The sequence below is a fragment of the Actinophytocola algeriensis genome (assembly GCF_014203735.1).
Lineage (GTDB): Bacteria > Actinomycetota > Actinomycetes > Mycobacteriales > Pseudonocardiaceae > Actinophytocola > Actinophytocola algeriensis.
In genome coordinates, this window is record NZ_JACHJQ010000006.1 from 532,660 (window position 1) to 548,666 (window position 16,007).

Here is a 16,007-nt window from a genome sequence, read left to right on the forward strand (position 1 = left end):
TCAGCGCTGGACAACGGAGGACTCCTTGCGTTCCCTCTTACGCGTCGCGGCCTGCGGCGCGCTCGTCGCCGCGGTCGCCGGCCTCACGGTCCCGGCGTCGGCGAGTGACCGCGACTACCGGACGAACCTCGGTCTCGCACCGCTCGGCACGTACGCGACCGGCATCTTCGACGAGAGCGCCGCCGAGATCGTGTCGTACCACCCCCGGTCGCGGCGGCTGTTCGTGGTCAACGCGGCACAGGCCAAGGTCGAGGTGCTCGACGCGGCCGACACGGCGGTCCCGGCGAAGCTGTTCGACCTGGTCACCGTCGGTGTGCGGGCCGCGGACGGCACCACGATCCCGGTCGGCGCGGTCGCCAACTCGGTCGACGTGCGGCCGGACGGCCTCGGCGCGGTCGCGATCGAGTCGGCCACCAAGACCGACCGGTGTACGACGTCACCGACCCGCGGCACCCGTTCTTCGTGACCTACGAGAACAACCGGGACTTCGCGGAGTCCGTCGAGGACGGCGGCGACCTCGCGAAGGCGGGCGATCTCGGGCCGGAGGGCCTGACGTTCATCCCCGCCGAGGACTCTCCGACCAGGACGCCGCTCGTCGCGGTGGCCAACGAGGTCTCCGGCACGACCACGCTGTTCCGCGTCACGATCAGTTAGTGCTGTGTCCACTTACGTTGGCCGGGGTGGGTTCGTGGTTTGTCCTTGCCGGACGGGGTTTGCCTCCGGCGGCTCCTCGCCGGAGGGGCAGGTCTCTGGGATGGCTCCCTGGGTTGGCAACGGGGGTCTTTGGCAGGGACTCTTTCGGTGGTCTGCCTGCAGCCTCGGGTGTGGTGTGGGGCTTGCGCCCCCCGGCGCCTGCCCACCCTCACGACGTCCGTTGTGCTGTGAAAAGGCGCTTTCACGGCGTTGGCCATGCTCTGAACGCGCCTTTCACGGCACACCAGCCCACCCCGGTACGGCGATCATTGTCGGCTTGGCCGGACCCCGCCGCAGGACCCGGCAAACGTTGGTGGACACAGCACTAGCCGAGCGACGGAACCACGGTCTTGGCGACCGCGGTCGCCTTCTCGCAGGCGGTCGCGGCGTCGAGGCCGCTGTCCGGTTCTCCGCTGAACGACACGGAAACCAGCTCGCCGTAACCGTCCGCCTCGTCCTCGACCGGGGTTTCCACCCGCAGCCAGGTCACCGCGCACCGGACGGTGCTCGTGTCCTCGTCCTTCACCTGGATCGCCGGCACGCCGCCACCGAGGCCGGCGGGGTCACCGTCCTCCGCCGCCACTGGCAGGCCGGTGTGGAAGTTCACCGACAGCTGCGGGTAGCTCGTGCCGTCACCGGTCCAGATGTCGCACTCGTGCAGGCCTTCGGCTCCACGAACGTCTCCTCCCCCAGCGCGGTCACCAAGGCCTTCTCGTCGGCCATCGCGCACGGGTCGGCGGTCAGCACCGTCCCTTCCACCTGCTCGTACTGCGGCGGGGCGTCGTGCAGTGTCGTCAGAACCGTTGTCAGCTCTGTCTTTCCGGCCGCGCACCCGTCGCCGCCCGGATAGTCCACCTGGAACGTGATGCCCAGCGACAGCTCGAACGACGTCACGACCGACACCCAGCACGACTCCGGGTCCTCGTCGTCCACGACCAGCGGCAGTCCCGCCAGCTCACCGCTCGGGTCGTCCGCCATGATCAGCTGGTCGCCGATCCGCAGCACGAACTCCACAGTCGTGCCGCCCGCGTCGACGTCCGCGCTGCAGTGTGTTTCATGATCACCCGCGACACCGCAACGAACCCGGACCCGACTACGTCAATTGCCTCCGTGAAGCGTCCCCTATCAGTTAATTTCCGACATAGATCAACAGCAGGGCTGCGCGGACCGGGCCGGACTTCGCCACCGCCACCCGATCGAAGACTGCGGGCGGCGACGGACCACGTTCCCCGCGGGCGGGAAGTCGTTGCGGCGCAAGGTGATGCGTGCGGCCGAGGAGGCGCTCCCCACGCCGCTGCCCGCCGGCGAGCGGTCGACGTCCACGGCACCGCTGCCCAGGTTCCTGGCGGCGAAGTGCAACTGAGGGCATCATGGGCAGCACACAGCGTGCAGATCATGACATCGGGGGATCTCACATGACGCATAAACGAAGCTTGGTCGCGTTGCTCGCGGGCACGCTCGTCGCCACGGGGGTCGCGCTCACACCGGGCACGGCCGCGGCGGCACCGGCCATCGACTGGCAACCCTGTCCCGACACACCGGAGGTCGACTGCGCGTCCATCGAGGTGCCGCTCGACTGGGCGAAACCGGACGGGGAGAAAATCCACATCGGACTCGCGCGGCGTCCCGCGAAGGACCAGGCCGCCCGCATCGGCTCGATCCTCATGGACCCGGGTGGCCCTGGTGGTTCCGGTGTCGAGTCGGTGAAGGGGTCCGACACGTTCACCGACGCCGTGAACGCGCGGTTCGACCAGGTCGGTTTCGACCCGCGCGGCATCACCAACTCCTCGCAGCTGCGGTGCGACGCGAACCTCGCGCAGCAATCGGACGCGGCGAAGCACCCGACGAGCCAGGCCGAGTTCGACCACCTGGCGAGCGTCAACCGGGCGCTGCACGACAGCTGCCGCGCCAACTCCGCCGGGCTCGCGGAGCACGTCGACAACCTCGCGACCGTGCGGGACATGGACGCGATCCGCGCCGCGCTCGGCGAGGAGAAGCTCACCTACGTCGGCTACTCGTACGGCAGCCTGATGGGCCAGCAGTACGCGGAGATGTTCCCGGACCGGATCCGCGCGTTCGTCATGGACGGCAACATGGACCACAGCCTGCGGACGGCGTGGGACTTCATGCGCAGCGAGACCGCACCGGTCGAGCAGGGTTTCGTGGAGTTCGCGAACTGGTGTGACACCACGCAGACGTGCGCGCTGTACGGCAAGGACACCAAGGCCGTGTACGCCGACCTGAAGAAGCGGGCCAAGGCCGGGACGCTCACCGACCCGGACGGGCGGCCGATGGACTTCTACGCCCTGGCGTCGTCGGCGTTCGCGGTGATGAACCCCGCGTCGTGGGGTGGCCTCGCGACGTACTTCGCCGACCTGCGGGACGGCACCGCGACGACGGTCGTCTCGTTCGCCGCCGACATCAGGAACATCCCGTACCCGTCGATCTGGTGCAGCGACTGGCAGTACCCGGTGAAGAACTACAGCCATTACAAGCTCCTGCGGAGCAAGCTCGACCGCGCCTTCCCGAACGTCGAGTGGTCCCCGTACGTCGACCACGCCATGACGTGCGTCGGCAGCGGCACCGAGACCACGAACCCGCAGCGGCGCCTGGACATCGACGACGCGCCGCCGCTGGTGATGATCGGCAACGTCCACGACCCGGCGACCGTGTACGAGTGGAACCTGACCGCCGCACACCAGAGCGGCGCGCACCTGATCACCTACGAGGGCTGGGGCCACACGGCGTACGGCAACGGTGGCCCGAGCGACTGCGTCAACAAGGCGGTCGACGACTACCTGATCAACCTGAAGCCGCCGAAGCGGGGCCTGCGCTGCCCGGCCACGGAGGTCCCGGCCTCAGGACCGGCGACGATCAAGACCAGCACGATCCATCCCGAGGTCGGCCCGTACCGGCTCGGTTAGCGGAAGGGGGCCCGGCGCCACGCGCCGGGCCCCTTTCTCCTCCTGTCAGCCCTGGCAGGTCAGCCGTGCGTCAGCCCAGTCGGCGTGGTCGAAGTTCTTGCCGTCGCCGCCGTCGGTGACCTTCAGCGTCAGCATCCGGGCGCCGGTCACGTCGGCCGACACCGCGGTCGCCGGGCCGGGCCGGAGCACGCCGCTGTCGTGGACCACCGCGTCGTCGGCCAGGACCTGGAAGGTGACCGAACCCGGTTGCGTGGTCTCGTCGTCGAGGCCAACGGCCGCGGTGAACGTGGTGCAGCGGCCACCCAGGTAGACCTGCACCGCGGCGGGTGCGTGGGTGCCGATGCCCTTGTCGTACACCACGCCGCCGATCGTGATCGGGTTGCCGTCGCCGCCGGCCGACTCGCCCACGGAGCGGTCCCGTTCGACCGGGCCCCACCCGTTGGTCTCGCTGACGAACGTCAGGTCGCTGACGTACGGGGTGCCGGTCAGCGGCGGTGGCGGCACGAACACCCGCACGGCCTCCGCCACGTGCACCCGCTTCGACCACAACCCGTCCGGCGCGCGGAACTCCGCGTACACCGGCACGTCGACGTACCCGGCCGACTGTCCGACCTGGACGGTCCAGCGGCCGGTCAGCGACTGGCCCTCGGTCATGCGTGCCCGCGTGAGCACCGGCCCGTCGACCTGCCAGCCGTCAGGTGCGGCGGCGCGGAACCGCACGTCCTTCGCGACGCCATCGGTCAGCGTGAAGGTCCCGGTCACCTCGACCGTCGAGCCCACGGACGCGTCCACAGTGGACGGCGTCACCGAGACAGAACCCGAGGGCACGTCCGGCAGCGGCTTCGAGCACGACGACCCCCGGCACACGATCGCGGCGAACCCGCCGTTCGCGGGCACGTCGACCGACAGCGTGTCCGACGCCCGCACCCGCTGCCGCGACCACACCACGTCACCGCGTTCGGTCGCCGAACCGTCGCGCACCACCTCGACGGTCCACGTGCCGTCGCCGAGGAAGTCCAGCGGCGCGGTCACCGTGCGCGCCGCGCCGACCGAGATCGCCCCGACGAACCACCGGTCGCCCGACCTGCGCGCGAGGACGGTGCCCTCGCTCGGGTGCCCGGCCACGTAACGGGTCTCGTCCCAGCCGGACGGCACCTGGTTCAGGAACCGCAGCGCCTCCGGGTACCGCTCGTAGGCCTCCGGCTTGTCCGCGTAGTGCGTCCAGCCCGACTCGTACACGACCGGCAGGGCGATCTCGTGCGCGACCGACGCCTCGTGGGTGCCGACGTCGAGCGACACCGGCGTGTAGTCCATCGAGCCGACCACGTTGCGGGTGAACGCCTGCACCGGGTTGTTCACGGCGGGCGGGTAGTTCTCCGCGCCGCGGATGCCTTCCATGGTCATGATGTGCGGCCACGTGCGGGCCAGGCCGTGCGGGATGGTCGAGCCGTGGAAGTTGACCATGAGCTGCAGCTCGGCGGTCTTCGCGAGCACCGCGTCGTACCACTGGTAGCGCGCCTGCGAGTCCGACTCCATGAAGTCGATCTTCACGCCGCGCACGCCCCAGCTCTTCACCATCGGCAGGATCGTGTCCCGCTTCTCCGCCGTGTCGAGCCGGTTCCAGTGGAACCACAGCAACACCTCGACGCCGCGGGCACGGGCGTAGCGGACGAGTGCGGGCACCCAGTCGGCGCTCCAGCCCTCGTCGACGAGCACCGCGGACCAGCCGTTGCTGGCCGCGAAGTCGACGAAGTCCTTCTGCCGCTCGAAGTCCGACGGGCTCTGGTGCTCCGACAGCCACGACCATGCGACCTTGCCGGTGTGCACCCACGACGTGTCGCGGAACTTCGCGGGGGTCGCGAGGTCGTCGACCAGCGTGGACTCGGTGACACCGCCGAGGTCGCCGATGATCGCGGTGCGCCATGGCGTCTGCCGCGCGGTGACCGCCTCGTCGGCGAGCACCACCTGGTAGGTGGACGAGCCCGCCGCGTGCCGCAGCCGCATGCCGGAGTACCGGCCGTCCACATCGGACTCGGTGAGCAGCGCGTAGCTGTCACCGACCTGGAACAGCGACGGGTTGCCGAAGTCCCCCGCAGCGGCGCCACCGGCGGTGGTCGCGACCCGGTTGGCCTCGTACCAGGCGTTGTAGGGCAGCAGCCAGGCAGGCGCGTCGGCCGGCAGCGTGAACGCGGACGCCTCGGAGGTGATCTCCTCGGCGGCGGGCAGCTCATAGCGGTAGGCGACACCGTCGGGCGCGACCCGCAGCACGACGTCGATGCGCGCACCGCCGTCTCCGGCGAACGACAGCCGCCGCTCGGTCATCGTGGTCGCGCGCTCGCGGCGCTTGCCGGTGGTCATGGTGTACCGCTGGTCGACCGTACGGCTGCGGTCCCCCACCAGGTGGAGGCCGCGGGACAGGTCGGCGCCCGCGGTGTGCAGGCCGAGCGGCGCGGGCGCGAGCACCTGCGTGCCGAGGTGGGTGACGCTCAGGGTGGGCGTGCCGTCCTGGTCGAGGGCGACCTGCGCGGTCAGGGCCCGGTCCGGACCGGTGACGGTCCACTGACCGGGCGGTGCGGCGGTGGCGGGAACGGGTAACGCGGCGGCCAGGGCCACGGCGAGCGTGGCGGCGGTGGCAAGGCTGGACTTCATCGGCAACCCCACGCTTTGTGTGTGAACGTGACCGCTTCTGTGCGGTTCCTGTTCAAGGGGTACCGGATGTGTCGGTTATAGACAAGACTTTCGCTCAACTTGCGCGAAAGTTTGCTCAAATCTTGCTCAAGTAGGCCCGCACCCTGACCATGGCGTCATCGGGTGACCCATCGTTGGCGACGACGAGCCTCGGCCCGTCACGCCCGGCGTCCCACGGCTCGTACGCGACCGCCGTGACCTGCCGCCACGTCGGCACGACCAGCCCGGTGACGTCACTGCGCCGCGCCTCGACCCGACGCCGATGCTCAGCCGGATCGGACACGACGACCTCGATCAGGCGCACCGACGTCCCCGACGCGCGGGCCAGTTCCAGCCAGCCGGCCCGAGCCGCAGGCACCGGCGAGACCGCGTCCACCACGACGGAGGCACCCACGACCAGACACGACGCGGCAACCTCGTGCGCGACGACGTAGCCAACCGGACCGAGCGGCGGCTCCGCCAGCCCACTGCGGATGACCGCCGCCTCGATGGCGTCGATCCGGAGGTGGGCGGCTTTCAGCTCCGCGGCCGTGAGCCTGGCGAGCGTCGTCTTGCCGGTGCCCGGCGGGGTGGGCTGGTGTGCCGTGAAAGGCGCGTTCAGGGCATCGCCGGTGTTGTGAAAGGCGCGTTGAGGGCGGTGAGCGTCCTAAACGCGCCTTTCACAGCATGGCCTGTGCCGTGAAGGCGCCTTTCACGGCACAACGGGATGTCGTGAGGGTGCGGGAGACGCCGGGGGGCGCAAGCCCCACACCACACCCGAGGGTGCCTGCCATCCCAGAGACCTGCCCCTCCGGCGAGGAGCCGCCGGAGGCAAAGCCCGTCCGGCGAGAACAAACCACGAACCCACCCCGGCCAACGCAAATGGACACAGCACTACGAACGAACAGCCGTATGAAGCGTGGCGGCGAACTCCAACGTGATACCGCCGTTGCGGTGCATCTCCTCCGCACCGCGGAAGAAGCGCTCGCGAAACGTGACGGCCTCACCACCAGGCAGTGAGTCGAGCGCTTCCGGCACGCCCTGCAGCGCGAGCCAGTCCCACAACGCGGCCGGGTCGTCCATGTCCTTCGGCACCTTCACCAAGGCCCGCTCCGGAGCGGCGAAACCCGACCCGACGAGCAATTCGTCCAGGCCGTCCGGGGACAGCGGGTCGCCACCGCTCTCGCCGCCGAAGAACTCGCGGTTCAGGTCGTGGAGCCAGCCGAGGCGGCCGACCGTCTGCCGTTCGAGTGACAGCGCCACCATGCCGCCCGGTGCGAGGACGCGGTGGAACTCCGCCAGCGCCGCCGCCGGTTCGGTGAGCACCTGCACCAGGAACCCGGCGGTCACCACGTCGAACGACCCGTCGGGGAAGTCGAGCGCGCCCGCGTCCTGCTGGCGCGCCACCATCTCCGGGTGGTCGTCGGCGAGCCGGGCCACCATGCCGGCCGACGCGTCGACCGCGGTCACCGCACAGCCACGCGCCAGCGCGGCCCTGGCGACCGCCCCTCGTCCGGCGCCGACGTCCAGCAGCCGTGCGCCCGGCGGTGGCCCCGCTGCCGACACCAGCTCCTGTCCCATGTCAGCGACGTAGAAGTAGATCTCCTCGTAGCGGTCGGCGAGCGCGTCGTACTTGCGCCGTCCCTGTTCGGTACTGGTCACCGGGGAACCTCCAAGAGAAGCCAGCCTAAAAGTGCCGCCCGCGCCCGCTGTACCGCCGAAACGGGCGACGCGTCACACGATCGATTGGTTGGTGAACACTGAGTGCCACGTTGCCGGTTCGGGAACCCTCCCGAGTCCGATGGACGATGATGATGTCGTGAAGGACGAGGCGGAGTTACCGACCGGGGTGGAGGTCTACCGGTTCGGCGCAGCAGGTGACCGCACGGTGACCGACCGGGCCGGGACCCGGCCGCTCGGCGCGGACGAGGACCTGCTCCGGTTCATCGACGACGGGCAGCTGGCGCACTACTTCGTCGGCGACGCGCGGACGTCACCCGAACGGCCGAGCAACGCGACCTACAAGCTGGGCGTCGTCGCGCCGCACAGCGCGTTCACCCCGCACGCGCACGGCGGCGAGCACTTCGTGCTGAGCCTCGGGCACGCGTCGTGCGGCCTGTTCGACGAGCGCCGCGACACCGCCGTCGACCTGCGGCTCACGCCGGGCACGATGGTGCGCATCCCCGCGATGATGCCGCACTCGTTCGGCAACCGCGCCACCACGCCGCTGCTGATCCTGGCTGCCAACACCGGGTTCGGCATCGACCACGAGGACTACGCGATCACCGCCGCCGAGGCCGACCGGCGTGGTGCGGTGGAGCTCACGAAGGCGTTGCTGGCACTGGAGGAACGCGCCCCGGACCTCACCACGACGTGGCGTGAACGGGTGGCGTCCCGGCTCCGGCGTCTGGCATCCAGAGTGGACGGTTCACCGTGATCTGCCCGCACTGCAGCAAGAACCTGCTCCGGCGCCACCGCACGGGCTCGAAGTGCACGTACTGCGACCGCACGTTCGCGTTCGACCCCAAGACGAACGGACTCCAGCTGCACGACCTCAAGGTGCGGCGGCAGGCGGCCCGGCTCGCGGAGGGTGGGCTGTCGTACACCTCGCGGCAGCTCTGGTACGCCGTGTCCCGCAAGAAGGTGACCGAGCCGGTCCAGCCGCTGAACGGGTGCGGCTGCGGCACGTTCGTCCTCCTGACGGTCGCCGTGGTCTTCGTCGCCGCGGCGATCCAGCCACCGAAGGAGGTGTTCGCCGGGGTGGTGATCGGTGCGGTGGCCCTGCTCGTCGTGGCGAACATCGTCTTCGCGGTACTGCGGCCGATCCTTGCCGCGCGTGCGGAGATCCACCCGCCGGTCCTCGAGATCCGCTTCCGCACGATGCTCTCGGACTGGCGGCGCGTGTACGGTGCCAGCCCGCCCGGCATGATCGACACCGTGCCGCGCGCGATGGTCCAGGCACCCGAGGCCGCACTGGTGTGCCAGGACGGGTCCGTCCTCGACTGCCTGAACGCGAACGGTGTGCCGCACCGGAACAAGCTGGCGCTCGCGACGAACGCGGCCGGGGTGCCACCGGAGGTGCCGGTCGTCCTGCTGCACGACGCGAGCGTGGCCGGCCTGCGGTTCGCGGCCGCGACCCGGGCCGCGCTGCCCGGCCGGGTGGTGGTCGACGCGGGCCTGCGACCGTCGACCGTGCTCCACAACCGCGGGCTGCTCCGGCTCCGGGGCCCCCGTGGAGCGGGGGCGGAGTTGCGGCGCCACGGCCTGTCCCGCGAGGAGGTCGAGTGGCTGGCGGCGGGCTGGTGGTCGCCGATCGGGGCGGTGCCGCCCGCGAAGCTGCTGTCCGCTGTGGACAGAGCGCTCACGCGGACGGACCGGGCGCGCGCGGCGGAAGTGGGGTTCATGACATGGCCGGAATGATGGCCAGGGCGTTGCGGGTCGCGGCGGAGCGGGTGGCCGAACCGGGCGGGCTGCGGTTCACCGAACGGCAGCTGTACTACGAGCTGTGCCGGGTGCTGCGGCCGTGGCACCGGGTGACCAGGCGGGTGCCGTTCACCACCGCGCCACCGGTGTCCTATTCGGACTTCCGCGCGTTGCTCCGGCCGCTGCCCGGGCTCCTGCCGCCACCGGAACCGCTGGGAACACCGGGACGGCACACGACCGAGCCGGACCTGTTCGACTACGGACTGCCGAGGCTGCTGGTGTGCCAGTCGGCGGCGGTCGCGGACATGGTGCGTGCCAACGGGTTGCCGATGGAGTCCGCGTGCCCGGTGTTCAGCGTGGCCGACCTGCCGCTCGACGAGCGGGTGGTGTCGATGCTGGCACGGGTGGACGGCACGGTGTACGTGCTGCACGACGCGAGCACGACCGGGCTCGCCGTGCCGGGGATGGTGCCGGCCGGGCCGCGGGTGTCACCACTCGGGCTGAACCACCGGCAGGCGGCGGCGCTGCACCTCACGCACGGCCGCGGCCCGGACGGGCGGTTCGTGGAGGTGGAGGCGGTGCGCCCGGCGGTGCTGCTGCGGACCGTGCACCGGCTGGTCCGCGAGGTGCGGCCGCAACGTCCACAGTGGCTTGTCGGCCGGGAGGTCGGCTTCCTGACCTGGCCGACCGCATGAGAGGGCACGACCGTGGCTGAGATCCCCTACCGCGACGAGCTGCTCGCGGACCGCACGGTGCACCGCCGCTACGCCGACGGGCGTGAGGAGTGGCGGACGCGAGACGGTGGCGTGGTGCGGTGGCGCGACAACCGGGGCCGCGCGGGCACCGACGAGCTGCTGGGGCAGCGGATCATCAAGCGCACGTACACCGACGGTGGTGTCGTGTACGCGCGGGACGTCGGATACGGGCGCACGCTGTGGCGCGACGGCACGGTGACGGTGAACCGGACGTCGTTTCGCGGGCGGCTCGGGATGCTGCTGGCCGCGGTGGCGGGCGGGGTGGTGCTGGGGGCGATGGCGCCGCCGCCCGCGGAGATGACGGTCGCGGAGGAGGAGGCGCTGCGGCAGCAGGCCGCGTCGGGGTCCAGTGGCGGCGGGGGCGGTGGTGGTGACGGTGGCGGTGGGTACGACGACTGGGACGACGGCGATGACGGCGGCGACGCGGACGGCGACTTCGGCTGAGATGCGGAGGATGTGATGCCGAGATGGGTGGCCTGCCAGGGGCCGGACCCGGTGGCACAACTGGCGGCGATGGGCGCTCACTCGATCGTGTCGGACGCCGCCGACGGCTCCCCGATCACCAGCCTGGCGGCGGGCACCGGCGGTTCCGGCGTCCGCGCGGGCGGGCCGGTGGACAACGTCGCACTCGGGTTGCTCGCCGGGACAGGGCCCGCGGTCGGGCCGTTCCGCGTCGGGTCGCTGACCGCCGTCGGGGAGGTCACGCTGTTCAACGCGGCCGAGTTGCGGCGGCTGACCGGTGCGCCCGCCGACGCCACCCATGCCGAGCTGCTCCTGCACGCCTACGCCCGCGGAGAGGTGGCCGCCGCGGACGGGATGTTCGTGCTCGCCGTCTCCGACGGGGGTTCGCTCGTGCTGGTCCGGGACCACGTCGGCGCCCGCACCCTGTTCCACGCCACCGCCGGTGCCCACTGGGCCGCCGCGACCTCGTTGCGTGCGCTGCGGGACTGGCCCGCGCTCGACACCGGCCTGCACCTGCCCGCCGTCACGTCGTTCCTGACCTTCGCCTACCTCCCCGGCACCGACACGTTCCTGCGCGGCGTCCACGAGGCCCTCCCCGGCCGGGTCACCACCCGCCACGGCACCCGGACCTTCTGGGAACCGAGGGAGGAAACGGACGAACGGTCACCGGAGGCGCACGCGGACGCGCTCCGCGCGCTGCTCGAGGACGCCACCGCCCGCCGTCTCCCCGACGCGGAGCCCGCGGCCGTCCTGCTGTCCGGCGGTGTCGACTCCAGCCTGGTCACGGCACTGGCCGCCAAGCTGCACGACCACCCGGTCCACACGTACTCGATCAGCTTCGGCGCCGACCTGCCCAACGAGCTGGGCTACTCGGGGCTCGTCGCCGCCCACTGCCGCACCGAGCACACCGTGCTGTCGGTCAGCGGGCAGACCGTCGCGGACCGCCTGGAAGGCACGGTCGCGCTGCTCGACAGCCCGGTCGGCGACCCGCTCACGGTGCCGAACCTGCTGCTCGCCGAGGCCGTCGCGGCCACCGGCGCGAGCGCGGTCCTCAACGGCGAGGGCGGCGACCCGGTGTTCGGCGGGCCGAAGAACCTGCCGATGCTGATCTTCGAGCTGCACCGCGACGACCCGGACCCGGACGCGCGGGCCCGCACCTACCTGGAGTCCTACCGCAAGTGCCACGGCGACCTGCCGATGCTGCTGACCCGCGCCACGCAGGAGGCGCTCGCCGGTGCCCCGCCGCTGACCGACCACGTCGCGCCGTACCTGCGGCCGGGCCCGATGCGCGGCCTGCTCAACCAGCTCCTGCACACCAACTTGCGCACCAAGGGCGCCCACCACATCCTCACCAAGGTCGAGCGCCTGACCGCCGCGACCGGCATCGAGGGCCGCGCGCCGCTGTTCGACCGGGCGGTGATCGACCACGCGTTCCGCGTGCCGCCGCGGTACAAGCTCAACGGGACCGCCGAGAAGTGGATCCTCAAGGAAGCGGTGCGCGACCTCCTGCCCGCCACGATCGTGGACCGGCCGAAGAGCGGCATGCGGGTCCCGGTCCAGCAGTGGCTGCACGGTCCGCTGCGCGACCTCGGCCACGACCTGCTGCTCGGCCCGACCGCCCGTGCCAGGGGACTGTTCCGGCCGGACACCATCGAGACCTGGCTGCGCCGCGAAGGCACCCTCCTCCCCCGCCAGGGCGGCAAGCTGTGGCTGCTGCTCACCCTGGAGCTGTGGCTGCGCTCGTACGGCCTCTGACCCGCGGAATCGCCGTCGCGGGTGACCGCGGCGGCCACGGCGTTTAGCGTCGCGGGCGCCGGGTACCGCCCGCTCATGCGTCGTATCCTCGAGTCGTGGCCGGTGTACCGCCAGGTCACCGGCAGGGACCGGACCGGCCGCGGCGAGGCCGCCAAGTCGCGCCGGAGCGCCGAGCTCACCGCACGGACCGCGACCGCGGACCGGGTCACCAAGTCGATCTGTCCCTACTGTGCGGTCGGGTGCGGTCAGAACGTGTACGTGAAGGACGAGAAGGTCGTCCAGATCGAGGGTGACCCGGACTCGCCGATCAGCCGCGGTCGCCTGTGCCCCAAGGGATCCGCGACCCTGCAGCTCACCACCGGGTCGAGCCGCCGCCACCAGGTGCTGTACCGGCCGCCGCACGCGAAGGACTGGCAGCCGCTCGACCTCGACACCGCCATGGACATGGTCGCCGAGCGGGTGATCGCCACCAGGAAGCAGACATGGCAGTCCGAACACGAAGGCAGCGAGACGAACCGGACGATGGGGATCGCAAGCCTCGGCGGCGCCACGCTCGACAACGAGGAGAACTACCTCATCAAGAAGCTCCTCACGGGCCTCGGCGTGGTGCAGATCGAGAACCAGGCGCGGGTGTGCCACAGCTCGACGGTCGTCGGGCTCGGCACGTCGTTCGGGCGCGGCGGCGCGACCGGCTTCATGCAGGACCTGCAGCACTCCGACTGCATCGTCATCGAAGGTTCCAACTTCGCCGAGTGCCACCCCGTGGGGTTCCAGTGGGTGATGGCGGCGAAGGCCCGCGGCGCCACGGTGATCCACGTCGACCCGAGGTTCACCAGGACGAGCGCACTCGCGGACCTGCACGTGCCGCTCCGGGCGGGCACCGACGTGGCGTTCCTCGGCGGCATCATCAACCACGTCCTGTCGACGGACGCGTACTTCCACGACTTCGTGGTGCCGTACACGAACGCGGCCACGATCGTCGGCGAGGAGTTCCGCGACACCGAGGACCTCGACGGGCTGTTCTCCGGTTTCGACGAGGAGGCCCGCAAGTACGACTTCGACACGTGGACCTACGACGGCGCACCGGTCGCGCCCGCCACCGGGCAGCGCGACGAGACGCCGGGGCAACGGGAAGGCGACCGAGGGGACGTGCGGGCCGCTGGCCGCAGTGAGCAGCACGGCTCCGGCGGCCCGGCCGTGGAGGGGCGCGACCCGGAGCGGGACGAGACGCTCCGGCACCCGCGCTGCGTCTTCCAGCTCCTCAAGCGCCACTACGCCCGCTACACCCCGGAGAAGGTCGAGGAGATCTGCGGGATCCCGACGGCATCGTTCGAGAAGGTGTGCCGCGCGCTGGTCGAGAACTCCGGCCCGGAACGCACGAGCCAGTTCGTGTACGCGGTCGGCTGGACGCAGCATTCGACCGGCTCCCAGTTCATCCGGGCCGCGTGCGTGCTGCAGTTGCTGCTCGGCAACGTCGGTCGTCCCGGCGGCGGCATCCAGGCACTGCGCGGGCACGCCAGCATCCAGGGCTCCAGCGACATCCCCACGCTCTTCAACCTGCTGCCCGGCTACCTGCCCATGCCCTACGCGCACCACCAGCAGACCCTCGAGACGTTCATCGAGGCCGACCGCGCGCGGAAGGGCTTCTGGGCCAACATGGAGGCCTATCTCGTGAGCCTCCTCAAGGCGTACTGGGGCGACAAAGCGACAAAGGACAACGACTTCTGCTTCGGCTACCTGCCGAAGCTGACCGGCAGCCACTCCACCTACGACACGGTGATGGAGCAGCTCGCGGGGCGCTGCAAGGGTTACTTCCTGATGGGTGAGAACCCGGCGGTCGGGTCGGCCAACGCGAAGATGCAGCGGCTCGGCATGGCGAACCTGGAATGGCTGGTGGTGCGGGACTTCTCGCTCACCGAGAGCGCCACCTGGTGGCAGGACGGCCCCGAGGTCGACACCGGCGAGCTGACCTGCGAGGACAACGCGACCGAGGTGTTCTTCTTCCCCGCCGCCGCGCACACCGAGAAGGACGGCAGCTTCACCAACACGAACCGGTGGCTGCAGTGGCACCACGCCGCGGTCCTGCCGGAGGGCGACGCCCGCAGCGACCTGTGGTTCATGTACCACCTCGGCCGGAAGATCCGCGCGAAGCTCGCCGACAGCACCGACCCGATCGACCGGCCGGTGCTGGACCTCACGTGGGACTACCCGGTCGAGGGCCCGCTCGCCGAACCGTCGGCGGCGGCCGTGCTCGCGGAGATCAACGGGCACGACGCCGACGGGAAACCGTTGTCCGCCTACACACAGCTGAAGGCGGACGGCTCGACCGCGTGCGGCTGCTGGATCTACTGCGGCGTGTACGCCGACGGCGTGAACCAGGCCGCGCGCCGCAAGCCGTGGACCGAGCAGGACTGGATCGCCGCCGAATGGGCGTGGGCGTGGCCCGCGAACCGGCGCATCCTGTACAACCGCGCGTCGGCACGGCCGGACGGCACACCGTGGAGCGAACGCAAGAAGCTCGTGTGGTGGGACGCCGCGCGAGGCAGGTGGACCGGCCGGGACGTGCCGGACTTCGAGCCGGAGAAGGCGCCGGGCTACCGGCCGGCCGAAGGCGCGTCCGGCGTCGCGGCTCTGTCCGGTGTGGACCCGTTCATCATGCAGGCCGACGGCAAGGGCTGGCTGTACGCGCCCGCCGGCGTGCTGGACGGGCCGATGCCGACGCACTACGAACCGCAGGACTCGCCGTTCCCCAACGCGTTGTACAGCCAGCAGCGCAACCCGGCGCGGATCCTGTTCCCGCACGAGCACAACCGGTACCAGCCGAGCGGTGACGACCCGGGCAGCCAGGTCTACCCGTACGTGGTGACCACGTACCGGCTGACCGAGCACTTCACGGCGGGCGGCATGTCCCGGTGGACGCCGTACCTCGCCGAGCTGCAACCGGAGATGTTCTGCGAGATCTCGCCGGAGCTGGCGGCCGCGAAGGGGCTCGAGAACCGTGGCTGGGCCACGATCGTGACAGCACGCGGCGCGATCGAGGCGCGGGTGCTCGTCACCGACAGGATGACCCCGCTCCGGGTGCAGGGCCGGGTGGTCGAGCAGATCGGGTTGCCGTACCACTGGGGTCCCAACGGGATGGCGACCGGCGACGCGGCCAACGAGCTGTCGGCGATCACGCTCGACCCCAGCTCGCACATCCAGGAGGTCAAGACGTTCAGTGCCGACATCCGGCCAGGGCGGCGGCCACGCGGTGCCGCGCTGCCTGAGCTGGTGCGGTCCTACCAGGACAAGGCGGGCGTCACGGAGCGCACGGGGACGGAGGTGTGAG

Annotated in this window: 14 protein-coding genes; 9 read left to right on the forward strand and 5 right to left on the reverse strand. The window is 71.0% G+C overall.

Annotated elements, in window-relative coordinates; genetic code table 11:
- Positions 1-25: 25 nt before the first annotated feature.
- Both FHR82_RS29370 and FHR82_RS29375 read left to right on the forward strand, forming a co-directional pair.
- Positions 26-466 carry a hypothetical protein gene (locus FHR82_RS29370; RefSeq protein WP_184813792.1) on the forward strand — a complete coding sequence of 147 codons (441 nt, stop codon included), beginning with the start codon at positions 26-28 and terminating at the stop codon, positions 464-466.
- Complete coding sequence (locus tag FHR82_RS29375) at positions 427-654, forward strand: choice-of-anchor I domain-containing protein (protein WP_184813793.1); 228 nt, start codon at positions 427-429, stop codon at positions 652-654. The genes FHR82_RS29370 and FHR82_RS29375 overlap by 40 nt, the downstream gene beginning before the upstream one ends.
- A 364-nt stretch (positions 655-1,018) precedes the next feature.
- Here FHR82_RS29375 and FHR82_RS29380 read toward each other — a convergent pair whose 3' ends face one another.
- A complete protein-coding gene (locus tag FHR82_RS29380) occupies positions 1,019-1,300 on the reverse strand; it encodes a hypothetical protein (RefSeq protein ID WP_184813794.1) in 282 nt (93 codons plus the stop codon).
- A complete protein-coding gene (locus tag FHR82_RS29385) occupies positions 1,297-1,698 on the reverse strand; it encodes a hypothetical protein (RefSeq protein WP_184813795.1) in 402 nt (133 codons plus the stop codon). The genes FHR82_RS29380 and FHR82_RS29385 overlap by 4 nt, the downstream gene beginning before the upstream one ends.
- Before the next feature lie 410 nt (positions 1,699-2,108).
- Between FHR82_RS29385 and FHR82_RS29390 the strand changes: the two genes are divergently transcribed.
- Positions 2,109-3,617, forward strand: a complete 1,509-nt coding sequence (locus FHR82_RS29390; protein ID WP_184813796.1) for an alpha/beta hydrolase — start codon at positions 2,109-2,111, stop codon at positions 3,615-3,617.
- A gap of 45 nt (positions 3,618-3,662) precedes the next feature.
- Here the strand turns inward: FHR82_RS29390 and FHR82_RS29395 are convergent, their stop codons facing one another.
- The 3 genes from FHR82_RS29395 to FHR82_RS29405 form a co-directional block, all read right to left on the reverse strand.
- Positions 3,663-6,266 carry an NPCBM/NEW2 domain-containing protein gene (locus tag FHR82_RS29395; protein WP_184813797.1) on the reverse strand — a complete coding sequence of 868 codons (2,604 nt, stop codon included), beginning with the start codon at positions 6,264-6,266 and terminating at the stop codon, positions 3,663-3,665.
- Positions 6,267-6,381: 115 nt separating this feature from the next.
- A complete protein-coding gene (locus FHR82_RS29400; RefSeq protein WP_184814149.1) occupies positions 6,382-6,906 on the reverse strand; it encodes a P-loop nucleotide/nucleoside kinase family protein in 525 nt (174 codons plus the stop codon).
- A gap of 272 nt (positions 6,907-7,178) precedes the next feature.
- Positions 7,179-7,946 (reverse strand): class I SAM-dependent methyltransferase, encoded by a 768-nt coding sequence (locus FHR82_RS29405; protein ID WP_184813798.1) that lies wholly within the window; start codon positions 7,944-7,946, stop codon positions 7,179-7,181.
- Positions 7,947-8,085: 139 nt separating this feature from the next.
- Here FHR82_RS29405 and FHR82_RS29410 point away from each other — a divergent pair, with 139 nt between their 5' ends.
- The 6 genes from FHR82_RS29410 (at position 8,086) to fdh (ending at position 16,006) form a co-directional block, all read left to right on the forward strand.
- Positions 8,086-8,721 (forward strand): cupin domain-containing protein, encoded by a 636-nt coding sequence (locus FHR82_RS29410; RefSeq protein WP_184813799.1) that lies wholly within the window; start codon positions 8,086-8,088, stop codon positions 8,719-8,721.
- Positions 8,718-9,704 (forward strand): hypothetical protein, encoded by a 987-nt coding sequence (locus FHR82_RS29415; RefSeq protein ID WP_184813800.1) that lies wholly within the window; start codon positions 8,718-8,720, stop codon positions 9,702-9,704. Before FHR82_RS29410 ends, FHR82_RS29415 begins: the two co-directional genes overlap by 4 nt.
- Complete coding sequence (locus tag FHR82_RS29420) at positions 9,692-10,402, forward strand: hypothetical protein (protein WP_184813801.1); 711 nt, start codon at positions 9,692-9,694, stop codon at positions 10,400-10,402. Before FHR82_RS29415 ends, FHR82_RS29420 begins: the two co-directional genes overlap by 13 nt.
- Positions 10,403-10,414: 12 nt before the next feature.
- Positions 10,415-10,906: a hypothetical protein gene (locus FHR82_RS29425; protein ID WP_184813802.1), complete on the forward strand. Its 492-nt coding sequence runs from the start codon at positions 10,415-10,417 to the stop codon at positions 10,904-10,906.
- Positions 10,907-10,921: 15 nt separating this feature from the next.
- Positions 10,922-12,679, forward strand: a complete 1,758-nt coding sequence (locus FHR82_RS29430; RefSeq protein WP_221464420.1) for an asparagine synthetase B family protein — start codon at positions 10,922-10,924, stop codon at positions 12,677-12,679.
- A gap of 75 nt (positions 12,680-12,754) precedes the next feature.
- Positions 12,755-16,006, forward strand: a complete 3,252-nt coding sequence (fdh, locus tag FHR82_RS29435; RefSeq protein ID WP_184813803.1) for a formate dehydrogenase — start codon at positions 12,755-12,757, stop codon at positions 16,004-16,006.
- The last annotated feature ends 1 nt before the right edge of the window (position 16,007 follow it).